Origin of the sequence: Gluconacetobacter diazotrophicus PA1 5, from assembly GCF_000021325.1 — a bacterium.
GTDB classification, from domain to species: Bacteria; Pseudomonadota; Alphaproteobacteria; order Acetobacterales; family Acetobacteraceae; genus Gluconacetobacter; species Gluconacetobacter diazotrophicus.
This window is the reverse complement of record NC_011365.1, coordinates 1424829-1451230: the sequence shown is the minus strand read 5'-3', so window position 1 is coordinate 1451230 and position 26402 is coordinate 1424829. Positions and strand designations below refer to the sequence as shown.

Genomic DNA, 26402 nt, shown 5'->3' with positions numbered 1-26402 from the left:
CCCGACAGCAACAGTGTGGCGTAACAGAGACAGGAACGATGCTAGATCCGATCGGGTACGCCCTTGCTGGTGGAATATTCGAAATGCAGCGCCGTGTCGGGGCGCACGATCGGGTGGATGGCATGGGCCGCCATCGCGCCCTCGCTGAAGCCTTGCAGGATCAGCTTCAGCTTGCCGGGATAGGCCGCGACGTCGCCGACCGCGAACACCCCGGGCAGGGTGGTTTCGCAGCTCGAAGGCACGACGGGGATCGTGCTGCGGATCGAATCCATCCCCCAGTGCGCGATGGGGCCCAGGTCGGTGGACAGGCCGAAGAACGGCAGCAGGCGGTCGGCGGGCAGGATGCGGGTGTCGCCGTCCAGCGTCGCGACCTCGACCCCTTCCAGCGCGCCGTCCGTGCCGCGCAGGCCATGAAGCTGATAGGGCACGATCTTCTCGATCCGGCCGGCGGCCACGGCCTCGTCCAGCTGGCGCAGGCTTTCGGGGGCGGCGCGAAAGCGGTCGCGGCGATGGACCAGCCAGATCTTCTCGGCCTCGTCCTTCAGCGCCAGGGCCCAGTCTATGGCGGAATCGCCACCGCCCGCGATCACGATGCGCGTGCCCGCGAAATCCGCGCGGCGGCGGACGTAATACTGCACCGCCCCCGTGGCCTCGAACCCGTCCAGCCCGGCCAGCGGCGGCCGGTTGGGCCCGAAGGCGCCGGCCCCGGCGGCGATGATGACGGCGCGGGCGTGAATCGTCTCGCCCCGGTCGGTGCCTAGCGTGAAGGCGCCGCGATGGCCGCTCAGCCGCTCCACCCGCCGGCCCAGCAGGCGCGGTACGTCGAACGGCGCGATCTGCTGTTCCAGTCCCTCGATCAGCGCGGCGCCGGCGATCGCGGGATGGCCCGGGATGTCATAGATCGGCTTTTCCGGATACAGCGCGGCGCATTGCCCCCCCACGCAGTCCAGCGCGTCGATCAGCAGGCTGTCCAGCTTCAGCATGCCGCATTCGAACGCGGCGAACAGGCCGGCGGGGCCGGCGCCGATGATGGCGACATCCGTCGTCAGGGTAGGGGCGTCCGTCATGGGTCCAGATCCGTCTTTCCACGCTGCTGCGATGAATGGCATGGGTTGTGCGGCCTCGCCGGGCGGAGTGCAAGTCGCCGTCCGCGCGGAACGAGGTCTTGTGCGCCCGCCGGGCCGGCGGGCACAATGCGGGCATGGAAGCCCAATCCGTCATGCTGCCCACCCAGGAAGCGACCGAGGACCTGGCGCGGCGCATCGCGTCCGCCGCGACACCGGGCGACGCGATCCTGCTGTCCGGCGTGCTGGGTGCGGGCAAGAGCGTGTTTTCCCGCGCCTTCCTGCGCGCCGCCTGCGCGGATCCGGACATGGAGGTACCCAGCCCTTCCTACACGCTGGTCCAAGTTTACGACGCCCCACGGGGCCCGATCGCGCATTTCGACCTGTGGCGCCTGTCCGGGCCCGACGCCGTGCACGAACTGGGCTGGGACGATGCGTGCGAGGGGATCGTGCTGGTCGAATGGCCCGACCGGCTGGGCGCGCTGGCGCCCGCCGACGCCCTGCGGATCGACCTGGAGGTGCTGGAGGACGGCGCGCGCCGCGCGCGCCTCACGGGCTGGGCCGACCGGCCGGTGCCGGCGCCATGAGCGTTCCGATGCCGGCCCGGGCCATGGTGTTCGCCGCCGGGCTGGGCGGGCGGATGCGCCCGCTGACCGACCGGACGGCCAAGCCGCTGCTGACGGTGGACGGGCGCAGCGTCCTGGACCATGTGCTGGACCGGCTGGAGGCGGCCGGCGTGGCCGAGGCGGTGGTGAATGCCTGCTGGCAGGCCGACCGGGTAGCGGAGTCCATGCAGGCGCGCGCCGGAACCGGGCAGGGGCCCCGCGTCACCCTCCGGCGCGAGGATGCGCTGATGGAAACCGGCGGCAGCGCCGGCGCGGCCCTGCGCGACGGCGCGCTGGGGGACGGTCCGTTCTTCCTGCTGAACGGCGATTCGATCTGGCTGAACGGACCGGTTCCCGCCCTGCGCCGGCTGGCGGATGCGTTCGATCCCGCGCGCATGGATGCGCTGTTGCTGCTGGCACGGACCAGCCTGGCGGTGGGCGAGGTCGGGCGGGGCGATTTCGTGCTGGAGTCCGGCGGCCTGTTGCATCGTCCGGCATCGGGGGCGGTGACGCCCTATGTCTTCACCGGCGTGCAGATCGCCGGCCCGGCGCTGTTCGCCACGGCCCCGTCCGGAGCGTTCAGCCTGAACCTGCTGTGGGACGCGGTGATCGCGCGCGGACGGCTGTACGGCATCGTGCATGATTCCGTCTGGTGCCACCTGTCGCGGCCCGAGGACCTGCCTGCCGCGACGCGCGCCCTGCGGATGGCGCGCGATCCCGACGGAACGGACCAGGACGTCGTCGTATGAGCGATGTCGTCACCATCCCGCCGCATGTGCCTTTCCTGGACGCGGTCGCGACCCGGTGGATGGCCGAAATCGCGGACGATCCGCAGCGCAGCGGCGACGGGCTGATCCTGCTGCCCAGCCGCCGCGCCGCCCGCGCCCTGACCGAGGCCTTCCTGCGCCATGCCGATGGCCGGCCCATGCTGCTGCCGCGCATCGCCCCCATCGGCAGCCTGGACGAATCCGCCCTGGCCCTGTCGGGGCAGGAGGCGCTGGACCTGCCGCCCGCCGTCGAGCCGCTGCGCCGGCTGGCGACGCTGACGCGCCTGATCCTGCAGGCCGGCGATGCCTTCGGCGATGTCCGCACCATCGACCAGGCTTGGCCGCTGGCCCAGGCCCTGGCGGAGTTGATGGACGATGCCGAATGGGCGGAATGCGATCTGGCGGAGCGCCTGCCGGCGGCGGCCGAGGGCGATTTCGCCGAACATTGGCACCTGACCCTGCGTTTCCTGTCGATCGTGACCGGGATCTGGCCCGCCTGGCTGGCCGAAGAGGGGGTCATGAATCCCGCCGCCCGGCAGGTCGCCCTGCTGCACGCCCAGGCCCGGCGGTGGCACGCCTCCCCCCTGCCGGGCGGCGAGCGGCTGTGGGCCGTGGGCTTCACCGACGCCATGCCGTCGGTCCTCGCCGTGCTGGACGCGGTGCTGGCCATGCCGGGCGGGCGGCTGGTGCTGCCCGGGGTCGATCTCTCGCTGGACGAGGCCTCATGGACGGCCCTGCCGGACGGCCACCCGCAGGCCGGCATCGCCCGGCTGCTGGCGGGCGTGGGCCGGAACCGCGCCGATCTGGCGCAATGGGGCGATCCGCCCCATGACGCGGGTTCCGGTGACGCGGGTATGGCATGCCCGGTGGACCGGGGCGCGGTGCTGGCCCGTGCCCTGCTGCCGGCGGCCGCATTGGGCGAATGGCTGCGGGACACCACGCCGGTCGCGATGGACGGATTGTCGGTCCTGCGCGCCGCCGACCAGCAGGAGGAAGCGGCGGCCATCGCGCTGCTGCTGCGCCAGGCGATCGCGGAACCGGGGCATCGCGCCGCCCTGGTGACGCCCGACCGGGGCCTGGCCGGCCGGGTCGCGGTGGAACTGGCACGCTGGGGCGTGGTGGCGGACGACAGCGCCGGCGAGCCGCTGGGGGCCACCCCGCCCGCGATCTTCCTGCGCCTGGTGGTGCAGGCCGCGACCGGCGGATTGTCGCCCGTCGCCCTGCTGTCGCTGCTGAAACATCCGCTGGCGGCCTGCGGCCTGTCGCCCGGGGCCTGCCGTGCCTCGGCCCGCCTGCTGGAACGCGCGCTGCTGCGCGGACCGGCGCCCCGGCCCGGAATCGACGGGCTGCGCGATCGCCTGGCCGTGGCGCGCGACGACGCGCATGGCGCACTGGCCGACCGGCCCGACGCGCCCGAGGACCTGGCCGGGTTCGTCGACCGGGTGGAACGATGCCTGGCGCCGCTGCTGACCCTGGTCGCGGCGCCGGCCCCGGGGCCGGTCGCCGACCTGCTGGCCGGCCTGGTCGAAGCCGCCGAGGCACTGGCCACCACCGACGACCGGGCCGGGGCGGACCGCCTGTGGGCGGGCGAGGACGGCAACGTGCTGGGCCAGCACCTGGCCGCGCTGATCGCGTTCTGCGACGTGCTGCCGGCGCAGGGGGCGACGATCCTGGATGGCCTGCTGGCGGCCTCGATGGCTGGCCAGACCGTGCGTTCGCGGCGCGGCCTGCGCGGACGGGACGCCACGGCGCTGCATCCGCGCATCTTCATCTGGGGCCTGATGGAAGCCCGGCTGCAGGCTGTCGAGACGATGGTGCTGGGTGCGCTGGTCGAAACCGTATGGCCCCCCGCGACCGATCCCGGCCCGTGGATGAGCCGTCCGATGCGTGCCCGCGTGGGTCTGCCCTCGCCGGAACGCGCGATCGGGCAGGCGGCGCATGATTTCGTCGCCTGCGCCTGCGCCGCCCCGCGGGTCGTGCTGTCGGTCCCCGGCCGGCGCGACGGCGCGCCCACCGTGCCCGCGCGCTGGCTGGTGCGGCTGGATGCCTTGCTGGCGGGACGGGACCAGGCGCTGGCCGCGCACCCGGCCCTGTCCTGGCTGTCGCGGCTGGACCGGCCGGTGGATGCGCCCCGCCCGGTCGCCCCGCCACGGCCCCGCCCGCCCCTGGCCGCCCGGCCGCGCGCCCTGACCATCACCGAGATCGAAACCTGGATGCGCGACCCCTATGCCATCCATGCGCGCCATATCCTGGGCCTGCGCCGGCTGAAGGAGATCGAGGAACCGGCGGACGCCGCCGACTACGGCACGATCGTCCATGCGGCGCTGGACCGCTGGTTCCGCCAGCCGGCCGAGAGGCGATCGGCGGCGGGCGAGGCCGGGTTGCGCGCGACCTTCGCCGAGGAACTGGCGGCCGCCCGCCTGCGTCCGGCGCTGGCCGCCTGGTGGGCGCCGCGCCTGGCGCGGATCGCGGCCTGGGTGGTCCAGGCCGAGGCCGCCCGTGCCTCGGGCCAGGCCGGTGCCGTCGTGACCCGGACCGAACGGTCGGGAACGGTGGAACTGTCCGGCCTGCCCGGCGGCCCGTTCGTCCTGCGCGGCCGCGCGGACCGGATCGACCGCAACGGGGACGGGGGCCTGACCCTGATCGACTACAAGACCGGCACCCTGCCGCGCCGCAAGAGCGTCTTCGCCGGCTGGTCCTCGCAACTGGTGCTGGAGGCCGCGATGGCCGAACGCGGCGCCTTCGGGGCCGAACTGGTCGGGCGGGCGCGGGAACTGCTCTACTGGCGGCTGACAGGCGGCCCGGAAGCCGGCGAGGACCTGCCGGTGGCGACCGGCCAGGAACTGGACGACCTGATCGCCGCGTCCTGGGACAATCTGCGCGGGCTGATCGCGATGTATGACGATCCCGCCCAGCCCTACCTGTCCCATCCGCGCCCGGAGGAAGGGCCGCGCTTCGCCGATTACGCCCGCCTGGCCCGGGTCGCGGAATGGAGTGCCGCGCGCGACGAGGCCGGATCATGAACCCGCTGGATGCGATCGGCCTGGCCAACGCCAGGCAGGGCGAGGCCTCGGACCCGGGGGCGTCGGTCTTCGTCTCGGCCTCGGCGGGCAGCGGCAAGACCAAGCTGCTGATCGACCGGCTGCTGCGGCTGATGCTGCCGCGCCCCGCGCCCGACGCGAGGGGGGACGGGGCGGGGGACCTGCTTGCGGGGGCGGACCCGGCGCGCATCCAGTGCCTGACCTTCACCAAGGCGGCGGCGGCGGAAATGGCGATCCGCCTGCAGAAGCGGCTGGGGAGTTGGGTAACGCTGCCCGACGCGTCCCTGGACCGGGAACTGGCCTTCCTGTCGGTCCCGCCGTGCGAGGCGACACGCCGCGCGGCACGCGAATTGTTCGCCCGCGTGCTGGACCTGCCGGGCGGAATGCGGATCGGCACCATCCATGCCTTCTGCCAGTCCCTGTTGCGGCGCTTTCCGGTCGAGGCCGCGATCAGCCCGCATTTCACCCTGGTCGAGGACACGGATGCCCGCATCGCCATGGGCGAATCCGTCGAAGCCGTGGTCGGCGGCGGCGGGCCGGCGGTCGCGATCCTGGCCAGCCAGATCGGTGCCGGGGATTTCGCCGCCCTGATCGGCGGATTGCAGGCCCGGCTGCGGCAGTTGCAGCCGGTCATCACGGCGCTGGAGCAGGACCGCGCCGCGATCGAGGCCGCGCTGATGCGCGTGCTGGGCACGCGCGGCCGCGATGCGGACGCGGTGCGCCGCGCCGCCTGCGCCGTCCCGGACGAGGAGCGGCTGCGCGGGATGCTGCGTATCGTGGCCGAACAGGCCTCGACCGCCGTTCGCGCCAAGGCCGTCGCGATGCTGGACTGGATGGCCCTGGCGCCGGACGCCCGCGCCGCGCAATGGGACGCGTGGCGCGCGGCCCTGGTGAAGCAGGACGGCGAACCGCGCCGCCGGGGCGGCCTGAACGCGAAATTCGACGAAACGCAGCCGCAGATCGGCGACGCCCTGCTGGCCGAGGCCGAGCGGATCATCGCGGTGGACGAGGAATGCCGGGCCATCGCCATCCTGCGCGTCAGCCAGGCCCTGCTGGATGTCGCGGTGCCGGTGCTGCATCGCTATGGCGAGCGCAAGCGCGGGCGCGGCCTGGTCGATTACGACGACCTGATCGAACGGACCCTGGACCTGCTGAAGGACCCGGGCGCGGCCTGGGTGCTGTACAAGCTCGATGGTGGCATCGACCACCTGCTGCTGGACGAGGTGCAGGACACCTCGCCCGACCAGTGGGCGATCGCGGGCGGCCTGACCTCGGAATTCTTCGCCGGGGCGGGCGCGCATGATGACGGCGCCCCGCCGCGCACCCTGTTCGCGGTCGGCGACTACAAGCAGTCCATCTATTCCTTCCAGGGGGCCGATCCCGCCGCCTTCCGCCATTGGCGCCAGCGCTTCCGCCGCCAGGTCGAGGATGCGGGCAGGATGTGGAAGGAACCGGCGCTGACCGTGTCCTTCCGCTCCACCGCGCCGGTGCTGCGCCTGGTGGACAGCGTCTTTTCCCTGCCCGACGCCGCGCGCGGACTGGTCGAGCCGGGCGGGGGCGTGCCCGGCCATCTCTCCGCCCGGCCGGGGCAGGGCGGGCGGGTCGAACTCTGGCCGCTGACCCCGATCGACGAGGCCGGCGAGGACGCCAACCCGTGGGCGGCCCCGCGCGAGAATGAAGGGCAATCCACCGCCGCCCAGCGCCTGGCCGATTCCCTGGCCGCCTGGATCGTGGCGGAATTGCGCCGCCCGCCCGAACCCGGGCAGGCCCCGCTGACGCCGGGCGACGTGCTGGTGCTGGTGCCCCGGCGCTCCAATTTCGTGCGGGCCCTGATCCGCGCGCTGAAGACGCAGGACGTTCCGGTGGCGACGCTGGTGCGCACCGGCCTGGTGGACCAGGTGGCGGTGCAGGACCTGATGGCGCTGTGCGACGCGCTGCTGCTGCCGCAGGACGACCTGACGCTGGCCTGCGTGCTGACCTCGCCACTGGGCGGGGTGTCGGATGACGGGGTGATGGACCTGGCGGTCGGACGCGGCGACCGGCCGCTCTGGGCCGTGCTGCGCGACCGCCATGCCGAACGGCCGGACTGGCGCGCGGCCTGGACGATGCTGGATGCGCTGTTCCGCCGCGTCGATTACGCCTCGCCCTACGGATTGCTGTCCGAGGCGCTGGGGCCGCTGGGCGGCCGCGCCCGCCTGCTGGCCCGCCTGGGTCCCGAGGCCGCCGAGCCGGTGGACGAACTGCTCTCCGCGGCCCTGCGCTACGAATCGCTGCATCCGGCCTCGCTGCAGGGGTTCCTGCACTGGCTGCGCGCGTCGCAGGAAACCGTGAAGCGCGAACCCGACGCGGCGGCCGACATGGTGCGGGTCATGACCGCCCATGGCGCCAAGGGATTGCAGGCCCGGCTGGTGATCCTGCCCGACACGGTGGGCACGGCGAAGTTCGACGGCGGCCTGGTCTGGGCACGGGACCAGCCCAGCGGCCTGGACCTGCCGCTGTGGGTGCCGCGCGCCGAAATGGGCATCGGCGTGACCCGCGCGCTGCAGCAGACCATCCGCGCCGCCGCGATCGAGGAATATAACCGTCTGCTCTATGTCGCCCTGACCCGGGCCAGCGACCGGCTGGTGGTCTGCGGCTGGCAGCAGAAGCGCATGGTGACGGACGAAAGCTGGTACATGCTCTGCCGTCGCGGCTTCGAACAGGCCGGCGCCGAGGAACGCCCCTTCGACCTGGGGTGGGAAGGCACTCGCCTGGTGCTGGAGGAAGCCCCCGCGCGCCTGTCCGGCGCCCCCGCCGCGCCCCGATCCCGGCCCGAGCCCCCCGCCGTGGCGCTACCCGCCTGGATGGGCCGCGCGCCGGACTGGATCGCCACCCCGCCCTCCGCCGAGGCGAAGCTGCTGCGCCCGCTGGTGCCCAGCCGCCCCGACGATGCCCCGCTGGGCCCGCAGCCCGCCGTGCGCTCCCCCCTGGCCATCGCACGCGCCCGCCGCCCCGCCGCGCGCGAACAGGCCCTGCGAAAGGGTCAACTGGTGCATGCGCTGCTGCAATACCTGCCCGACCGGCCGGCGGCCGATCGCGCCCGGGTCGCGCGCGACTGGCTGTCGCGTACCGGGCATGGCCTGGACGCCGCCGAACAGGCACGCATCGCCGCCCAGGTGCTGGCGGTGATGGACGATCCGGCCATGGCGCCGCTGTTCGGACCCGGCAGCCGCGCGGAGCAGCCCCTGGCCGGCATCGCCGGCGGTGCGGTGATCGTCGGCCAGGTCGACCGCATGATGGTGCGGCCCGGCGACGTGCTGCTGTGCGATTTCAAGACCAACCGCCAGCCGCCGGACGACGCGGCATCGGTGCCCGTGCTGTACCTGCGCCAGATGGCGTCCTACCGCGCGCTGCTTGGTGCCCTCTATCCCGATCGCCCTGTTCGGTGCACCCTTGTGTGGACCGAGGACGTCCGGATCATGCCCTTGCCCGATTCGCTTCTGGCACAGCATGCTCCGGGTCAGGCCTCAGGCGGGCAGACGCCCGAAGGACCATAATCTTGATAACCGGGCCGTCCGGCGCCATGTCCGGACGGAAGCCGCCATCGGAAACCCGAGGAGTGATGTGATGAGCGAAAACACCGTGGCCGTCAGCGACGCCACTTTCGAAAGCGATGTCCTGAAGGCCGAAGGGCCCGTTCTGGTGGATTTCTGGGCCGAATGGTGCGGCCCCTGCAAGATGATCGCCCCGGCGCTGGACGAGATCGGCGCCGAGTTCAAGGGCAAGCTGACGGTGGCCAAGGTCAATATCGACGACAATCCCGGCACGCCGAACAAATACGCCGTGCGCGGCATCCCGACCCTGATCCTGTTCAAGAACGGCCAGCCGGCGGCCACCAAGGTCGGGGCGCTGCCCAAGAGCCAGCTCAAGGAGTGGGTCAAGAGCAGCCTGTAAGGAGGCTTGGGGCTCCGCCCCCAAACCCCACCAAAGGGCAGTCGCCCTTTGGAAACCCGATTGTTATCAAATGATTGGGGTGCAGGGCCTCAGGCCCTGCCGGGTCCGGGCAGAGCCCGGCTTTCAGGCCGACCAGCTTGTCGGTATGGCGTGGCAATGCGACAGGCCGGCCCGAAAGCCCGGGCTGCACAGCGTCGCCAGTTCGGCGGCGTGCTCGTAGGTCGGCATCAGCCGTTCCAGCAGCGCGTTCTTCGCGGTGGCCGGGTGGAAATAGATTTCCGACAATCCCTCGGGCAGGTGCGCCGCCAGGGCGGCGATCCGCTCGGTGGTCATATGGCCGCTCCAGGCGATACCGAAGCACCAGTCATTGGTGCGCAGCCCGGCCCGGTTCGCCTGATGGCGCAGCAGGCCGGTCCAGCGGCGCAGGGCGGCGGCGCCCATCGAATCGCTGTACGTGCCGGCGGCGATCAGCGGTTCGGGCGGTTCCAGCGGCACCCGTACCGCCGTCAGTCCATGGCGCAGCCCGCTGCGGATCAGGTACTGCCCCACGGTGGGGTGCAGGTGCATGTGCTTGTGCGCGTTGGCATGGTCCAGCTTCAGTCCCGTGCGGGCGAAGGCGGCGAACTGCGCCTCGATCTCGGCGGCCAACTGGCGGCGCACATCGGGGCGGAAGAAATAATTGACGCCCAGTTCCAACTGGTTGGACGGAAACTGCCCGGCGGAATCGACCAGCAGCGGAATCTCGGCGGGCGGCAGTATGGCCGGCCCTTCGATCACCACCAGGTGCAGCCCGACATGCAGCCCCGGCAGGCGCCGTGCCCGCGCCACCGCGTCCGCCACCGCCGGTCCCGCCACCATCAGGCTGGCGGTGGACAGCAGCCCGTCGCGATGGGCGATTTCGATGGCTTCGTTGACCTCTTCCGACAGACCGAAATCGTCGGCGGATACGATCACACGCTTCATGGATAGGTGTCGCCGGGGGAAAGTCCGCCGGGGCCTGGGCCCCGGCGGGTGGGCTCAGGCCGCGCGGCGGTCGCGCAGGAACTGGAAGAATTCCACGCCCTCGCGCAGGCGGCGCTTCATCATCTGCGGGCTGCGCACCATCTCGCCGACGATCGAGGCGATCTTCGGCGCGCGGAAATAGAATTTCCGGTAGAATTCCTCGACGCCGTTGAAGATTTCGCTGTGCGACAGATGCGGGTAGTGCAGGGGGGCCATCTGCACGCCGTTCTCGTCGATCAGTTCCGCGTTGCTTTCGTCCAGCCAGCCGTTTTCGGTCGCCTGCTTGTGCAGGAACGTGCCGGGATAGGGCGCGGCCAGCGAGACCTGCAGCGTGTGGGGATTGATCTCGGTGGCGAACCTGATCGTCTCCTGGATCGTCTCCTTGGTCTCGCCGGGCAGGCCCAGGATGAAGGTGCCGTGGATCTTGATTCCCAGTTCGTGGCAGTTCTTCGTGAACTCGCGCGCGACCTCGACCCGCATGCCCTTCTTGATGTTGTGCAGGATCTGCTGGTTGCCGCTCTCATACCCCACCAGCAGCAGGCGCAGCCCGTTTTCCTTCAGGACTTCCAGCGTCTTGCGCGGCACGTTGGCCTTGGCGTTGCACGACCAGGTGACGCCCATCTTGCCCAGTTCCTTCGCGATCGCTTCCGCGCGCGGCAGGTCGTCGGTGAAGGTGTCGTCGTCGAAGAAGAATTCCTTGACCTGCGGGAAATACTGCTTCGCCAGCCGGATTTCGGCAGCCACGTGTTCCGGGCTGCGGGTGCGGTAGCGATGGCCACCCACGGTCTGCGGCCACAGGCAGAACGTGCAATGCGACTTGCAGCCACGGCCGGTATAGATCGAGATGTACGGGTGCATCAGGTACCCGATGAAGTAATCCTCGATCTTCAGGTCCCGCTTGTAGACCTCGGTCACGAAGGGCAGGCTGTCCATGTTCTCGATCATGGCGCGGTCGCGGTTGTGGACGATCGTGCCGTCCTCGTTGCGCCACGAAATGCCGTCGACCTCGGCAAACGGGCGGCCTTCGGCGATTTCCTTGATCGTGAAGTCGAATTCGTTGCGGGCGACGAAATCCACCGGCGCGGCCTTCAGCAGGCTTTCCTCGGCCTGGACGGCGACCTTGGCGCCGACCATGCCGATCTTCAGCGCCGGGTTGGCGTCCTTGAGCATCTGCGCGACCCGCACGTCCGATGCGAAGGACGGGGTCGAGGTATGCATGATGACCAGGTCGCGGTTGCGCACGTCCTCCAGGATCGGCTCCATCCCCATCCGGGCCGGCGGCGCGTCGATCAGGCGGCTGCCTTCGACCATGGCGGCGGGCTGCGCCAGCCAGGTCGGGTACCAGAACGACCGGATTTCCCGCTTGGCCTGGTAGCGCGACCCGGCGCCGCCATCGAAACCGTCGAAGGAAGGGGGTTGCAGGAATAATGTTCTCATCATGATACGCAAATCCTCGGGCGGGGGGACATCGGTCCGGCGCCGCCATTCTTGGTCTGTCTTATGTCGTGTGGGGTGCGTCAGTCGCCCGGCACGACAGGATGGGATGGAGGCGTCATAACCGAATGTGGCGCGATATGCATCGTCTGTCCACGCCACGCGACACGCGTGCCGCTGACGCTGCCGACCATGATCGCGGCGGAAAGCCAGTCGCGTAGCGGCAGCAGCAGAAGCGGGACCAGGCTGCGCTGCGCCAGCAGCCGGTCCATCAGGAAGGCGCTGGCCGCCCGCACCGCCCAGACGGTCAGGAAGACCGCCCAGGTCCAGCGCGCATGCGGTTGCAGCAGGACGGCAGCCGCCGCCCAGAACAGCGGAAGCTGGATGGCGGACGCGGCATAGCCCGCCGGCTCCAGCGTCTTGACCGTCCGGCCCCAGCGCAGTTCGTGAAGCATGACGTCGTTGAAGGTCGGCTCGCCCACCGTGGTCCAGGTCATGCAGGGGGCGATGGCGATGTGCAGCCCGTGCTCGCGCACCAGGCGGCCCAGCATGGCGTCGTCGGCGATATGCGGTGCCAGCGCCGCCAGGCCGCCCACCGCATCCAGCGTCTCGCGCCGCAGGGCCATGGTGGCGCCCAGGCAGTCCTGCCGCCCCAGATAGCGCGACAGCATGACCCCGGGCAGGAAATTGTGGTTGATCTGGCATGCCGCCAGCAGGCGCGGCAGGCTGCGCGTCGCCGGCAGGCCGGCATACAGCGTGGTGGCCAGGCCCACGCCCGGCCGCGCCAGCGCATGGACGACATGCCGCAGGTAATCCGGCGCCACGTGGATGTCGGAGTCCGAGATGACCAGCACGTCGTGCCGGGCCCGGGGCAGCATGTTGATCAGGTTGCCGATCTTGCGGTTGACGCCATGGACGGCGGGATCGACCACCAGGGCGATGTCCAGGCCGGGATGGCGTTCCCGCAGGCGCCTGACGATCGCGATCGCCGGATCGCCGGCATCCTGCACGCCGAAGACGATCTGCATGCAGGGATAATCCTGGGTGCAGAAACTCTCCAGCGCCTCCTCCAGCAGCGGCTCGTCGCCATGCAGCGGCTTCAGGATCGTGACCGGCGGCAGCGTGCTGTCCGGGGGAATATGGCGTTCGCGCCAGCGGAATCGCGCGACCAGTGCGGTCCCCAGCGTCGCCTGCACGCATCCGGCCGCCGCGACAAGGGCGGCAAGACCGGCGGGTGAGGCAAGGGCGTGCAAGGCGAACATCATCTTTCCGGCAGCGGGGGCACAGACAAGGTGACCAGCGATTGGGCGCCCAGGAATCGGGCGCGCACGGCCACCGGGTGGATCACAGGTACAGGTGGGCTCCGCGGGTCATCAACCCTCGGAGAACGCCTTGACCTTCCTCTGTAGCAGGGAGATCAGGTTCTGCACATTCCCGGATGCGAGCGTCGAACTGAAATCGGACCGCTGCGCCGCGACCTGGCTGATATGGGCTTCCAGCAGGACGTCCACGATGCGCCAGCCCTGCGGGCCCGACCGCATGACATAGTCGATCTCGGTGGGGTCCGAATCGTCGGCCGCGCCGATATGGGTGGTCACGATCTGGTCGCTGCCGACCGGCGACGGGCGCGGGGTGGGGTCGATGGTGAACCGTGCGTTGCCCCCCGGCTTGAAGCTGGAAATGTACCGCGCGACGGTGAACTGGCGGAACACGCCCAGCAATTGCTGCTTGTCCGCGTCGGCCAGGCCGGCATAGCGCAGGCCCACCGATGCGCGCAGCACCGTCTCCAGGTCATAGACCTTGTCCACGACCGGACCCAGAAGCTGCGCCCGCTGGTCGAAGCTGCCGCTGTGGGGGGCCTGGATCTGGCCCAGCGCGGCATAGAGCGCGCTGACCGGGGCCGTCACCGCGGCGGCCGGGGCCGGGGCGGCCTCGGCGGACTGGGCGTGCGCCGCGACGGGGCTGAAGAGGGGCGCGGCGATGGTCGCCGCCGCCAGGCCGGCACAGAAGGCCAGCGGGAGGGAATGGGTCAGGACTCGCATAACCTTCATGATCTCTGTCCGATTGTCGCCTTTAGCAAGGGTTGCGGCATGGTCTTTTCGATCCCCAGGGCCTGCATGGCGCATGCGGCGATGGCTGGGGCGTCCAGGCCGGCCTGGTGGTATTGGGCGTCCTGGGTGTTGTGGTCGATGAAGCGGTCCGGCAGGGTCATGGGCCGGAAGCGGATGGTGTCCAGCAGCCCGGTGCGGGCCAGGTGGTGCATGACATAGGCGCCGAAACCGCCCTCGGCGCCGTCCTCGATGGTCAGCAGCACGGCGTGGTTGCGGGCCAGGTTCTCGATCAGCGCGGTATCCAGCGGCTTGGCGAAGCGGGCGTCGGCGACGGTGGGGGCCAGCCCCTGGGCGGCCAGCATGTCGGCGGCCTTCAGCACCTCGGCCAGGCGGGTGCCCAGCGACAGGATGGCGATACCGCCGGTCTCGCGCCCCGACTGGCGGCCCATCTCGCGGATGATGCGGCCGCGGCCGATCTCCAGGATCTCGCCGGCCTCGGGCAGCGCCAGGCCCAGCCCGTTGCCGCGCGGGTAGCGCAGGGCGATCGGCCCGGCATCGAAGGCGCAGGCGGTCGCCGTCATGTGCAGCAGTTCCAGCTCGTCGCTGGGGGCCATGATGGTCATGCCCGGCAGGCAGCCCAGATAGTTGATGTCGAACGCCCCGGCATGGGTGGCGCCGTCGGCGCCGACCAGCCCGGCGCGGTCGATGGCGAAGCGCACCGGCAGGTTCTGCAGCACCACGTCATGCATCACCTGGTCGTAGGCGCGCTGCAGGAAGGTGGAATAGATGGCGCAGAACGGCCGCAGCCCTTCGGTCGCCATGCCGGCGGCGAACGTCACCGCATGCTGTTCGGCGATGCCGACATCGAAGAAGCGGTCGGGGCAGGCGCGGGCGAAGGCGTCCAGCCCGGTGCCCGAGGGCATGGCGGCGGTGACGGCGACGAGGGTGTCGTCCTGCTTCGCCCGGCGCACCAGCTCGCGGCTGAACACCGAGGTATAGCTGGGCGGTCCCGGCGGGGCCTTCTTCTGCTCGCCGGTCACCACGTTGAACTTGGCCACCGCGTGGTACTTGTCACCCGCCGATTCGGCCGGGCGGTAGCCGCGTCCCTTCTCGGTGAGGATGTGCAGCAGGATCGGGCCCTTGTCGTCGGCGTCGCGCAGGTTGCGCAGGATCGGCACCAGCTGGTTCAGGTCGTGGCCGTCGACCGGGCCGACGTAGTAGAAGCCCAGCTCCTCGAACAGGGTGCCGCCGGTGATCATGCCGCGGGCATATTCATCGGCCTTCTTGGCGGTGCGCTCCAGCCGCTCGGGCAGGCGGCGGGCCACCTTGCCGGCCAGGTCGCGCAGGCCGAGGAACTGGCGCGAGGACATCAGCCGCGACAGGTAGTTGGACATGGCGCCGACCGGGGGCGCGATCGACATCTCGTTGTCGTTCAGCACCACGATCAGCCGCCCGGCGCCGGGGCCGGCGACCGAGGCGTTGTTCATCGCCTCGTAGGCCATGCCGGCGGAAATCGAGCCGTCACCGATGACGGCGACGACGTTGCGCTCGCGATAGGCGGGGTCGTGCTCGGCGCGCAGGTGGTGCGCCACCGCCATGCCCAGCCCGGCGGAGATCGAGGTCGAGGAATGGGCGGCGCCGAACGGGTCGTATTCGCTCTCGCACCGGCGGGTGAAGCCCGACAGGCCGCCGGGCTGGCGCAGGGTGCGGATGCGCTCGCGCCGTCCGGTCAGGATCTTGTGCGGATAGGCCTGGTGGCCGACATCCCAGATCACCCGGTCGGCCGGGGTGTCGAACACCGCGTGCAGCGCCACCGTCAGCTCCACCACGCCCAGCGACGCGCCCAGGTGCCCGCCGGTGGTGGATACCGCGTCCACCGTCTCGGCCCGCAATTCCTCGGCCAGCTGCTTCAGCTGCTCCACCGACAGGTTCCGCAGGTCCTCGGGATACGCCACCCGGTCCAGCAGCGGAAAGCGGCCACGCGTCGGAACCGAGCCCCCCGGCTGTGCGTCATGCCGCCCATCCCGCTGCCGGCCATCCGTCTTTCGTTCGGCGGGGACCGCCGCGATTGCCGACAGGCCGGTGGGCTGTGTGGGATTCGGCTGATCCATGACGATTACGTCCATATATGTTTGCCGGGATATCGTCCGGGGACGGGCGACTCCTGGTCCAGTCTGCTTCGACGTCTCCGAGCCGGATGCTCGTAACGCCCCTCGGCCTGTTCCAGTTCGGGTTCTACTCCCGGGGCGGAAGCAAAGACAGCCTCTCGCTGTCAGGTGTGGTTATTAAGGCACAGTGCATGCGGTAGGACATGCGATGGGAATTGAGTATAACACCCGACTTGTCCTATACCCCCGGGAACGGGATCGCGTGGCGTAGCATGTCCGCAACCGCGATATGTCTTTCGCGCACAGCTTGGACGGCCCCGGGGTTGTTATCCTTCGTACGAACGTGTCCATAATAAGGTCACATGATTTGAAGAGGGCCGGCATATCGCCGGCGCAGGAGCAGAGGTTTCATGGCCGTTCCTATTATGCAGGCTGTCAGGGTGGGTGCTTACGTCGTGAAGCAGCACGTGACCGGCCGGAAACGTTACCCGCTTGTCCTGATGCTCGAACCGCTGTTCAGGTGCAACCTGGCCTGCGCGGGGTGCGGCAAGATCGATTACCCGGCGCAGATCCTGAACCAGCGCATGAGCGTGCAGGAATGCCTGGACGCGGATACCGAGGCCGGTGCCCCCGTCATCGCGATCGCGGGTGGCGAGCCCTTGCTGCACAAGGAAATGCCGGACATCGTCCGGGGCCTGATCGCGCGCAAGAAATACGTCTATCTCTGCACCAATGCCCTTCTGCTCGAAAAGAAGATGGACGATTACGAGCCGTCGCCCTTCTTCTCGTGGGACGTGCATCTGGATGGCGACCAGGCGATGCATGATGCCTCGGTCTGCCAGGACGGCGTGTACGAACGCGCCGTGGCCGCGATCAAGAAGGCCAAGGCCCGCGGCTTCCGCCTGTCGATCAACTGCACGGTGTTCGACGGGACCGACCCCAAGCGCCTGGCCGCCTTCTTCGACGAAGTCATGGCCATGGGCGTGGACGGCATCATGACCGCCCCGGGTTATGCCTACGAGCGCGCGCCGGACCAGGCCCACTTCCTGAATCGCCAGAAGACGAAGCAGCTTTTCCGCGACGTCTTCCGCCTGGGCAAGGGCAAGAAGTGGCGCTTCACGCAGTCGCCGCTGTTCCTGAACTTCCTTGCGGGGAATGAGGAATATCATTGCACCCCGTGGGGCAAGCCGCTGCGCAACGTCTTCGGCTGGCAGCGTCCGTGCTACCTGCTGGGCGAAGGCTACGCCAAGACGTTCCAGGAACTGATGGACGACACCAAGTGGGATGATTACGGCACCGGCAATTACGAAAAATGCGCCGACTGCATGGTCCATTCCGGGTATGAATCCACCGCCGTGATGGACGCCGTGCGCCGCCCCTGGCACATCGCCAAGGTCGCCCTGTTCGGGCCCGAGACCGAAAAGCCGATGGTTCCTGAAATCTCGCTGGCCAACCAGCGTCCGGCCGAATACGTCTACACCCAGCATGTCGATGCCCGCATGGCCGAACTGGCCGCGGCGAAGAAGCCGGCCAAGCCGCCGCGCGTCACCGTCGTGGACGCGCCGGCCGTCGAGACCGCCGCCGACTGAGCGGTGCGCGACGGACGCGATCTGAAGTGGCGGGGCTTGTCCCCGCCATTTTCATATTCATCGCGTCTTTTTTGCCACAGTTCGGATTGCTTCCGCCGATTGGTATAAGATCGCTTCCATCATGATCGCGCCGCTTGTCGTCATTTTTCTCCTCGTTCTCATCAATGGCATCTTCGCCATGGGGGAACTGGCCCTGATCTCGGCGCGCCGCACGCGCCTGATGATCATGCACCGCAGCGGGGTGAAGGGCGCCGAGCGGGCCCTGCGCCTGGCCGAGGACCCGCAGAGCTTCCTGCCCACGGTGCAGGTCGGCATCACCCTGGTCTCGATCCTGGAAGGTACGTTCGGCGGCACGCAGATCGAAGGGTACCTGACGCCCTGGCTGGCGCGGTTTCCGGCCTTGCGTCCGTTCGCCGCCGAACTGTCGATGACGGTCGTGGTGGTGGCGATCACCTCGCTGATGCTGGTGCTGGGCGAACTGGTGCCCAAGCAGCTTGCGCTGCGCCATCCCGAAATCGTCGCGGCGCGGCTGTCGCTGCCGTTGGAAGGCCTGGCCCGCGTCACGCGCCCGGCCGTCTGGCTGCTGGGGCGGTCCTCGAACCTGGTGCTGCGCCTGATGGGCGTGGGCGCCATGACCCGCGAAGCCCTGACCGAGGAAGAACTGAAGGCCTATATCGCCGAAGGCGCGCAGTCCGGCGTGCTGGAGCAGGAGGAGCGCGACATGATCGAGCGCCTGCTGCGCCTGGCGGACCGGCCGGTCCGTGCCATCATGACGCCGCGCAACGAGCTGTTCTGGATCGAACGCCACGCCAGCCGTGAGGAACTGCGCCGTACCCTGCGCAACACCGTCTATACCCGCATCGTGGTCTGCGACGGCGGGGTCGACAATCCGGTGGGCGTCATCCTGGCGAAGGACATGCTGGACCGCCTGCTGGACGGGCGGCCGGTCACGATCGAATCGGGGCTGCGCAAGCCCGTGGTGGTCCCCGACACGATCTCGGCCTTCGACATGGTCGAACGGATGCGCACCGTGCCCCTGGGCATCGCGCTGGTGCTGGACGAATACGGGTCGTTCGAAGGGATCGTGACCGCCTCGGACCTGTTCGAGGCCATCGTGGGCGAACACCACGAACCGGGCAGCACCCCCAAGAAGCGCATGGCGCAGGACGACGTGCTGATCCTGGACGGCTTCATGCCCGCCGACGAGGTCAAGGACCGCCTGGGCCTGTCCGACCTGCCGGACGAAGGCAGCTACCACACGCTGGGCGGCCTGATCCTGGCGCTGCTGCGCCGCGTGCCGGCGACGGGGGACAAGGTCGTGTTTTCCGGCTGGCTGTTCGAGGTCCTGGAGACCGACCAGCGGCGGGTTGTGAAGGTCCGGGCCAGCCGTCAGGCGCTGGCGGACTGAACCGCCCGGGTCCAGGCCGCCCTTCCGGGCCGACCTTCAGTGTATGGTGTGGAAGTGGCGGCCGGCCAGGTCCTGCTCGGCGGCGAAGGCGGGCCATTCGTTGCGCGCCAGGGTTTCCAGCGACGGCGTGGGCAGGCCCATCTGGTCGGCATAGATCCACAGATAGGTCAGGGCGCGATGGACGTAATCCCGCGTCTCGGCGCTGGGCAGGCTTTCGATGAACAGCAGCGGGTCGTCACCGCAATCGTTCAGGGCTTCCTGTCGGGAAATCGCCCCCGGCCCGGCATTGTAGCTGGCCAGCAGCCGCACCAGGTCGCCGCCGGACGGGTGACGGCCGCCGGCATGCTGTTCGCTCAGGTGCGCCAGGTAAAGGACGTAGAGCTGCCCGATATCCAGGTTCGTCGCCGCATTGTGCAGCAGCGCCGGGGCCGCTTCGAAACGCCGGGTCCTGCCGGTCACGAAGCTGGCGGTCGTCGGCATGATCTGCATCAGCCCATGCGCGCCGGACCCGGAAATCGCCCCGCTGTCGAAATTCGATTCCAGGCGCGTCAGGGCATAGACCAGCGCCGGATCGACCCTGAACCCATGGCTGGGCGCCAGGCGCGGCGTCGGAAAGCGGGAGGGCACGGCCGGCTGGGGCGCGCCCTGTGATGCCAGCAGCGACGACAATTGCGCCGACAGGCCCGTCAGCCCGGCGGCATCGGCCACAAGCTGGATCGAGCGGCACAGGGCGGCATCGCCCTGCACCTCGGGCCACAGGCGGCGCAGGGCGGCTTCCGCCCGGGCCGTCTCGCCGACCTGCAACAGGGCGAAGGCCCGCCGCCCGGCCGGTTTCGCGGCCACGGCGTCCACGTCGATTTCGCCCATGACCGGCGCGCCGGCATGCAGCATCGTCCGGTCTTCCGCCGGCATGGCGGACGGCGCGGCGGGTTCGCCGGAAAGGGGCTCACCGGGAAGGGACGTGTCCGCGGCGTGCTGGCCCTTCGCCGGGCGCAGGCCCAGCAACTGGGCCGCCAGCAGGCCGTAGAACGTGTGCGGGGCGGCGGCGGCGCGATGCAGCCAGGGATGATAGGCCGCCAGGTCGCCGGTATTGCGGTGCGCCCGGGCCGCCCAGAAGGCGGCGCCGGCCCGGATGCCGGCCGCCGTCAGCTCGGCGCGCGACGCGCCTTCGAACAGCGGTTCGGCAATGTCGGGCCGTCCCCGGCGCCAGGCCGCCAGGCCGGCGACATAGCCGGCCAGGCCGATCCGGCCGCCGGACTGGATGAAGGCATCCTGCCCCGTCCGCAGCGCCAGGGCGGTTTCGCCCGCGCTGAACAGCGTCATCGCGACCTCGGCGCGCAACTGCGCGGCATACAGGTCGCCGATGCCCGGCGTGATCTTGATCAGGTGCAGCGCGCTGCGCGCGCCCTTCACCCCCTGCTCGGCCCGGTCGCGCACCGTCCGGTCCAGCAGCGGGTTGCGGGCGAAGGCCCGGCCGGCGGGATCGTCCTCTTCCGGCGGGCGCATGGCCGCCGCTCCGGTGCCGGCCGCCAGCGCCATCTGCGCGGGCAGCGGCGGCAGGCTGGCGCCGCGCGGCGACAGGCCGGCCAGCAGCGTGTGGATGGCGGGGGCGTCGGCCAGGGTGGAAAAGGTGCGCAGCCACAGCCGCAACTGCCCCGGCGCGGGATGATAGGCGGGATTCAGGTAGCGGTCGGCCAGGATGTCGCCCAGCAGAGTGTCGTCGCGCAATTGCGCGGTCTCCCGGATGGCGTCGTCGAACGCCCCCGCGCGCTGCAGGCTGAAGATCCGGCGTACCTGGGCGACGACGTCCGGGCTCAGCGGCTGGGCCAGTCCGACCGCTCCGCCACCAGGCGGCGCGATCCGCGGCATGGCCAGGGCCGTTTCCTCGTTCCGCTCGCCCGGGCCGGACGGATGTCCGTCCGTGTTCCGGGCGTTCGCGGTCTGGACACGCAGCGGCGTGAACGTCGCTCCTGCCAGAAGGGCGGCACCGGCCAGAAAGGCCCGGACCGCGATCTGTGGGGGTGTGTGTGTTGTCCCTCGCATGGCCGAGGGGCGTCTAAGGGGTTATTCCCCGGAAGGCAAGCCTTTTGCGTGCGGGGCAATCAGTATGGCATCAGAACAGATGGCCAAACCGCAGTAAAAACGGCGGTTTAGGCAGGGATGTCGAGAGCGAATAATTCGTATGTTGCGACGCAATAAACACAGTTTTCGCCACAATCCGGACAGAATTCAAACCGCGTTTTCCTGCTTACTGTTTCACTCTGTATCCTGGTCCTGATCCAGCGTCGTGCGCAGCAGCACGATATCCTTCCAGGCGTCGCGCCGGGCCGCCGGACTGGCGCCCAACTGCGATGGATGGCGCATCGGCAGGATGGGTATCGCCCGGCCCAGGCCGGGGATCGCGACGTCGCGCCAGCGGCCGCGCAGGCGCGCGATTCCCCCCTGCTCGCCGGTCAGCAGGCGAGCGGGCGTGTTGCCCATCAGGATGATCCGGCGGGGGTTCGCCAGCACGATCAGCCGATGCAGGAACGGCGCGCAGATCTGCAGCTCGGCGGCAGAGGGGGGGCGCTCGCCGGGCGGTCGCCAGGGGATGACCGGCGCCAGCAGCATGTCGGTCCGGGCCAGGCCGATGCTGGTCAGCATCCGGTCCAGGATCTGCCCGGCCGGCCCGGCGAAGGCGGTGCCGCTCCGGTCCTCGGCCGCGTCCGGCGGCTCGCCGATCAGCAGCAGGCGGGCCCCCGCGGGGCCTTCCGGCACCACGGTATGGGTGGCGGTGTCGCGCAGGGCGCAGCCCCCGAATGCCGCCAGCGCGGCGTGGAGGGCCGGCAGGTTCTCGGCCGCCGCCGCGGCGTCCCGGGCCTGGCGAATCGCGCGTTCGACCAGGGTCAGCCCGTCATCCGGCTCCACGGCCGCGCGGCCGGCAGGGCGCGCCGGGGGGCTGGGGGCGTCGTCGCGCGCGGGGGGGATGCCGGCGCGGGCCGGGGGGGGCGGCCGCGCGGCCAGGTGGTCCGTCGGACTGTCGTCGAACGCGACATCCGCCCCCCATTCGGCGTAAAGTTGCAGCAGCGCGAGTGCGTCCATCATCCGGTCCGGGCGGCCTCTTGCATGCGGGTGGTCGCCGGGCGGCCACGCGCCATCCGACAGGGTTTGGCAGTTTACCCGACGCGGGGTAGGGTCCGCCATCATGCAGCGTTTTCACCTCGTATGCACGGCCGCGTTGGCCATCGTAGCACCGCTGGCGGCCGTGCCCGCCGGCGCGTGGGCGGCGGCCCCCGCTCCGTCCATGCAGCCCCCTGCCGTGACGGTGGCGGCGGCGCCGTGGCCGGACGGGTTGTCGGGGTCCATGCTGGTGGCCACCGTCGCGGCGCTGGAAGGCGACGACGCCGTCGCGGCGTCGGCCTTCCGCCAGGCCTATGGGCTCGACCCCTCCCGGCCCGTCCTGCTGCGGCAGGCGTTCCTGTACAGCGCGCTGGCGGGCGACGATGCGGCGGCCGGCCTGGCGGCGCGCCTGCCGGGGCAGTTGATGGCCGAACTGGTCATGGGCAATGACGCGGTCCGGGTCGGACGCTGGTCGGACGCGAAGGCGCATTACGACCGGGTGCAGCAGGATGCGATGCTGGCGGCGATCCGCCCGTTGCTGGATGCCTGGACCCTTCTGGGCGCCGGCCAGCCCGACCGGGCGCTGGCGATCATCGACCCCTGGACCGCCGACCGGGTGCTGGGCCGCTATTATGCCGTCCATGCGGCGCTGATCGCCGATCTCGCGGGACAGCATGACCGGGCCGACCGGTATTATCGTCTGGCCCTGGACGCATCGCCGGGCCGCGACCTGTTTTCCACCTGGGCCCTGGGGCACTGGCTGATCGCCCAGGGCCATCGCGCCCAGGCCACGCGGCTGCTCGACAGCCTGGTGGCCGGCGGGGCCGGCCTGTCGCTGGCGCGTGACGGCGTGCTGGCCGCGATGGACCGCCCACCGGTCACGTCACCGCGCCAGGGTATCGCGCAGGCCTATGCGTTCCTCTCCGCCCTGATCGGGCAGGAGGCCGAGCGCATACCCGACCCGACCGGACGGCTGGCCCATGATGCCGGCGTGCGCGACATGCGCATGCTGCTGCTGCGATTCGCCCTGGCGCTGGACCCGGGTTTCGGCCAGGCGCGGCTGCTGCTGTCCGCGCTGCAGTATGACGGCGGCCAGGCGGCGGCGGCCCGCGATACTATCGTGGCGCAGGCGCGTGATGGTGGCGTGGCGCAGGCGTTTCCCCACGACCCGCTGGCGACGGTCATGCAGGTGCAGGTCGCGCGCCTGGACGCCGCGACGGGCCGGGGGGACGATGCGATCCGCATCCTGACCGACCTGGCCCGCGCGCAGCCTGCGCAGGCGCAGATCTGGCAGACGCTGGGCGACATCCAGTCCGGGCGCGAGGACTGGGCCGGGGCCGCCGTGTCCTTCAGCCGGGCGATCACGGCCACGGGCCGGCTGTCGGGCGACGACTGGGAAATCCTGTTCGGCCGTGCCGTCGCCTATGACCGGCTGGCCCGCTGGCCGCAGGCCCAGGCCGACCTGGAACACGCGCTGGCCCTCGCCCCCAACGAGGCGCTGCTTCTGAACTATCTGGGCTATTCCTGGGTCGAGCATGACCGGAACCTGCCGCAGGCCGAAGCCCTGCTGCGGCACGCCGTCGCGGTCGAGCCGCAGAACGCGGCGATTCGCGACAGCCTGGGCTGGGCGCTGGTGCGTCAGGGCCGCATCGCCGAAGGGCTGGCCCTGCTGGAACGCGCGGCGGAACAGACGCCGGAGGACCCGGCCGTCAATTACCATCTGGGCGTGGCCTACTGGAAAGCCGGCCGCCCGCGTGAGGCCGTCAATCAATGGCATGTCGCGCAGGCCCTGCCCGCCGCCGATCCGTCGGACGTGCAAAAGATCACTGCCGCCCTTGCGGATGCCGCCCGATCGGGCCACGAAGACCCGCCGCCCGACCAGGACGGGGCGGCCCGGAAGAAGGACCCATCCGACCGTGACTGATCCGACAGGGACTGGAACGCTGCACGAATCCGCCCATGCGAAAATCAATCTCTACCTGCATGTAACGGGGCGCCGGCCGGACGGATATCACCTGCTGGACAGCCTGGCGGTCTTCGCCGGGGCGGCGGACCGCCTGACCCTGCATCCCGGTGCGGCGGGCCAGGGGGAAGCGGTGGTGCTGGACATTGCCGGCGCGTTCGGCGCCGGGCTGGTGGCCGATACCGACAGCAACCTGGTGCTGCAGGCGGCGCGCAGGCTGCGGGCGGAAATGGGGGTCACCGATCGGCTGGCCCCCATGCGGATCGTGCTGGAAAAATCACTGCCCGTCGCATCGGGAATCGGCGGCGGGTCGGCGGACGCGGCGGCGGCGCTGCGCCTGCTGTTGCGGGCCTGGCCGGGCGAGGCACCGCCCCGCGCGCGGCTGATGGCGCTGGCGGTCGAACTGGGGGCCGATGTCCCGGTCTGCATCGACCAGCGCCCGGCCCGGATGGGCGGCGTGGGCGAAAGACTGGCCCCCGCGCCGGCGCTGCCGAACTGCGGCATGATGCTGGTGAATTGCGGCGAGGCCGTGCCGACCCCCGCCGTGTTCCGCGCGCGGGCGCCGGTCTTCACCCCGGCGGCCAGCCTGCCGTCCGCGTGGCCGGATGTCGGGGCGATGGTGCGCGACCTGGCGGTGCTGACCAACGACCTGCAGGATGCGGCCTGCGAACTCTGCCCGACCATCCGCACGGTCCTGCAGGTGCTGGACGCCGCGCCGGGCTGCCGGCTGGCAAGGATGAGCGGCTCGGGCGCCACCTGCTTCGCCCTGTTCGACAGCCCGCAGGCGGCACGCGACGCGATGACGGCGGTCGAACGCCCCGGATGGTGGGTATGGGCCGGCGGCTTGCATGGAATGCCGGCGGAAACCTGATAGACTGTCCCCCTCCGTTGGGGGGAGGATGGTATGAGCGCGCGCATGCAGGTCAGTCTGTCCGACGACGGCCGGACCGCGAGCCTGGCCTTTCTGGAAGCAAGCGGGCAGGAGGGTGAAATCACCCTCTCGCTGGATCAACTGACCCAGTTGATCGCCAGTCTGGGTGCCGTCCGCCGCGCGATGGTCGAAAACACGCCCCCGCCGCCGATCGAGGGCGTGCCGGTCGTGCCGGTCTTTCGCACCAACTGGGCGATACAGCCTGAAGCATTGACCGAGGGCTCGCTGATCGCCTTCCAGCATCCGGCCTATGGCCCGATCGGCCTGGCCCTGGCCCCGGACGATGCGCGGCGCGTCGTCCAGGCGCTGACACGGCACCAGGCCATGATCCACCCCAGCGGACGGACCCGGCCCAGCTAAGCCGGATCAGTCCCTGCGGCGCAGCAGGGACAGGGCGGCCCCGGCCCCCGCAACCAGGGCCGCGCCGATGGCGGCGGTGCGGATCGTGGTCGTGATCAGCGGCGGCATGGTCTTGCGCGCGATCAGGTCGAAACGGCCGTGCGCGGCGTAGGCCCCGGCCACCGGGGCGAACAGGCTGTCCGGCGCGTCGCTCTCGGCCGGATTCTTTTCCAGTTGCGCGGCATAGGACCGGACCGACTGCCGGCGGTCCACCAGCGTCGGGGCCAGCAACCCGGCCAGGCGCCGTCCCAGGCCCGACAGGCCGACCCACACGTCACGATGGCGGCCGAAGGCGGCATGGCTGATCGCCTCGGCGGCGATTTCGGGTTCGTAGACCGGGCCGGCCGGCCGCAGCCGCTTGCCGGTACGGTTGCGCGTCCAGGCAAAGCGCGGGGTATTGATGGCCGGCAGATGGACCAGGGACAGGTGAATCCGATCCCCGTCATGCAGGATTTCCGGCCGCAGGCTTTCGGTAAAGGCGCGGATCGCCGCCCGCGCGCCGCTTTCGACGGCCCGCAGCGGGCGCGGCAGGCCCAGCGCGTCCAGGTTGACGATCGTGCCGTATCCGCGCCGCCGCATCCGCGCCAGCGCCGCACGCGTGCCGAAGACGGTGCCCAGGTAGGTCACTTCCGTCGCGCGACGGATTTCGTCGGGCGACAGGGCGACGAACTGGCCGCTGACCCCGGCGCCGGCGCAATTGACCCACAGGGTGATGGGGCCCAACTGGTCCTCGATCGCGTCGGCGGCGTGTTCCAGTGCGTCGGCCTCGGCCACGTCGGCCACCAGGACGGCGGTGCGGACATGCAGCCCGGCCAGTTCGGCCGCCGCATCCTCCAGCCGCGCCCGGTCCCGGCCGATCAGGGCGATGTCGCATCCCGCGCGGGCAAGGGTCCGCGCGGTGGCGCGGCCGATACCGGCCCCTGCTCCGGTGATGACGGCAACCTGGTGTGGCATGGCGAAGGCTCCGGACCTGATACGTACTTTCCGATGCCGTGTTTGCTCCGGGAC

19 protein-coding genes are annotated in these 26402 nt (G+C 70.6%); 10 read left to right on the top strand and 9 right to left on the bottom strand.

What is annotated here, in order from left to right; all coding sequences use genetic code 11:
- Window positions 1–41: 41 nt before the first annotated feature.
- Entirely contained in the window at window positions 42–1067 is a 1026-nt protein-coding gene (locus GDIA_RS06470) for an NAD(P)/FAD-dependent oxidoreductase (RefSeq protein ID WP_012553701.1), read from the bottom strand.
- 134 nt (window positions 1068–1201) lie between these two features.
- Here GDIA_RS06470 and tsaE point away from each other — a divergent pair, with 134 nt between their 5' ends.
- The 5 genes from tsaE (at window position 1202) to trxA (ending at window position 9410) form a co-directional block, all read left to right on the top strand.
- Window positions 1202–1651 carry a tRNA (adenosine(37)-N6)-threonylcarbamoyltransferase complex ATPase subunit type 1 TsaE gene (tsaE, locus tag GDIA_RS06465; protein ID WP_183115996.1) on the top strand — a complete coding sequence of 150 codons (450 nt, stop codon included), beginning with the start codon at window positions 1202–1204 and terminating at the stop codon, window positions 1649–1651.
- Window positions 1648–2418, top strand: coding sequence for a nucleotidyltransferase family protein (locus GDIA_RS06460; RefSeq protein ID WP_043458764.1), 771 nt, complete (start codon window positions 1648–1650; stop codon window positions 2416–2418). The genes tsaE and GDIA_RS06460 overlap by 4 nt, the downstream gene beginning before the upstream one ends.
- Window positions 2415–5459, top strand: a complete 3045-nt coding sequence (addB, locus tag GDIA_RS06455) for a double-strand break repair protein AddB (protein WP_012553698.1) — start codon at window positions 2415–2417, stop codon at window positions 5457–5459. The genes GDIA_RS06460 and addB overlap by 4 nt, the downstream gene beginning before the upstream one ends.
- Window positions 5456–9013, top strand: a complete 3558-nt coding sequence (addA, locus tag GDIA_RS06450; protein WP_012553697.1) for a double-strand break repair helicase AddA — start codon at window positions 5456–5458, stop codon at window positions 9011–9013. Before addB ends, addA begins: the two co-directional genes overlap by 4 nt.
- A 70-nt stretch (window positions 9014–9083) precedes the next feature.
- Window positions 9084–9410, top strand: coding sequence for a thioredoxin TrxA (trxA, locus tag GDIA_RS06445; RefSeq protein ID WP_012223335.1), 327 nt, complete (start codon window positions 9084–9086; stop codon window positions 9408–9410).
- Between the two features lie 123 nt (window positions 9411–9533).
- Here the strand turns inward: trxA and hpnK are convergent, their stop codons facing one another.
- From hpnK to dxs, 5 genes are all read right to left on the bottom strand, one after another.
- Window positions 9534–10373 (bottom strand): hopanoid biosynthesis-associated protein HpnK, encoded by an 840-nt coding sequence (gene hpnK, locus GDIA_RS06440; RefSeq protein ID WP_012553696.1) that lies wholly within the window; start codon window positions 10371–10373, stop codon window positions 9534–9536.
- Between the two features lie 54 nt (window positions 10374–10427).
- A complete protein-coding gene (gene hpnJ / locus GDIA_RS06435) occupies window positions 10428–11852 on the bottom strand; it encodes a hopanoid biosynthesis associated radical SAM protein HpnJ (protein ID WP_012553695.1) in 1425 nt (474 codons plus the stop codon).
- A gap of 77 nt (window positions 11853–11929) precedes the next feature.
- On the bottom strand, window positions 11930–13108 hold the full coding sequence (hpnI, locus tag GDIA_RS06430; RefSeq protein ID WP_012553694.1) for a bacteriohopanetetrol glucosamine biosynthesis glycosyltransferase HpnI: 1179 nt from the start codon (window positions 13106–13108) through the stop codon (window positions 11930–11932).
- 111 nt (window positions 13109–13219) lie between these two features.
- Complete coding sequence (locus GDIA_RS06425) at window positions 13220–13897, bottom strand: ABC transporter substrate-binding protein (RefSeq protein ID WP_012223344.1); 678 nt, start codon at window positions 13895–13897, stop codon at window positions 13220–13222.
- On the bottom strand, window positions 13894–16008 hold the full coding sequence (gene dxs / locus GDIA_RS06420; RefSeq protein ID WP_012553693.1) for a 1-deoxy-D-xylulose-5-phosphate synthase: 2115 nt from the start codon (window positions 16006–16008) through the stop codon (window positions 13894–13896). The genes GDIA_RS06425 and dxs overlap by 4 nt, the downstream gene beginning before the upstream one ends.
- 407 nt (window positions 16009–16415) lie before the next feature.
- Here dxs and hpnH point away from each other — a divergent pair, with 407 nt between their 5' ends.
- Window positions 16416–17594: an adenosyl-hopene transferase HpnH gene (gene hpnH / locus GDIA_RS06410; protein ID WP_012223346.1), complete on the top strand. Its 1179-nt coding sequence runs from the start codon at window positions 16416–16418 to the stop codon at window positions 17592–17594.
- Between the two features lie 121 nt (window positions 17595–17715).
- Window positions 17716–19002, top strand: a complete 1287-nt coding sequence (locus tag GDIA_RS06405) for a hemolysin family protein (protein ID WP_012223349.1) — start codon at window positions 17716–17718, stop codon at window positions 19000–19002.
- Between the two features lie 36 nt (window positions 19003–19038).
- Here GDIA_RS06405 and GDIA_RS06400 read toward each other — a convergent pair whose 3' ends face one another.
- Entirely contained in the window at window positions 19039–21045 is a 2007-nt protein-coding gene (locus GDIA_RS06400; protein WP_012553692.1) for a lytic transglycosylase domain-containing protein, read from the bottom strand.
- 213 nt (window positions 21046–21258) lie between these two features.
- A complete protein-coding gene (locus tag GDIA_RS06395) occupies window positions 21259–22083 on the bottom strand; it encodes a uracil-DNA glycosylase (RefSeq protein WP_012553691.1) in 825 nt (274 codons plus the stop codon).
- 103 nt (window positions 22084–22186) lie between these two features.
- Here GDIA_RS06395 and GDIA_RS06390 point away from each other — a divergent pair, with 103 nt between their 5' ends.
- The 3 genes from GDIA_RS06390 to GDIA_RS06380 are packed head-to-tail and all read left to right on the top strand — an operon-like array spanning window position 22187 to window position 25355.
- A complete protein-coding gene (locus tag GDIA_RS06390) occupies window positions 22187–24025 on the top strand; it encodes a tetratricopeptide repeat protein (protein WP_012553690.1) in 1839 nt (612 codons plus the stop codon).
- A complete protein-coding gene (locus tag GDIA_RS06385) occupies window positions 24018–24935 on the top strand; it encodes a 4-(cytidine 5'-diphospho)-2-C-methyl-D-erythritol kinase (protein ID WP_012553689.1) in 918 nt (305 codons plus the stop codon). The genes GDIA_RS06390 and GDIA_RS06385 overlap by 8 nt, the downstream gene beginning before the upstream one ends.
- A 33-nt stretch (window positions 24936–24968) precedes the next feature.
- Window positions 24969–25355 carry a hypothetical protein gene (locus GDIA_RS06380; RefSeq protein ID WP_012553688.1) on the top strand — a complete coding sequence of 129 codons (387 nt, stop codon included), beginning with the start codon at window positions 24969–24971 and terminating at the stop codon, window positions 25353–25355.
- 6 nt (window positions 25356–25361) lie between these two features.
- Here GDIA_RS06380 and GDIA_RS06375 read toward each other — a convergent pair whose 3' ends face one another.
- Entirely contained in the window at window positions 25362–26348 is a 987-nt protein-coding gene (locus tag GDIA_RS06375) for an SDR family oxidoreductase (protein ID WP_012553687.1), read from the bottom strand.
- Window positions 26349–26402 lie beyond the last annotated feature (54 nt).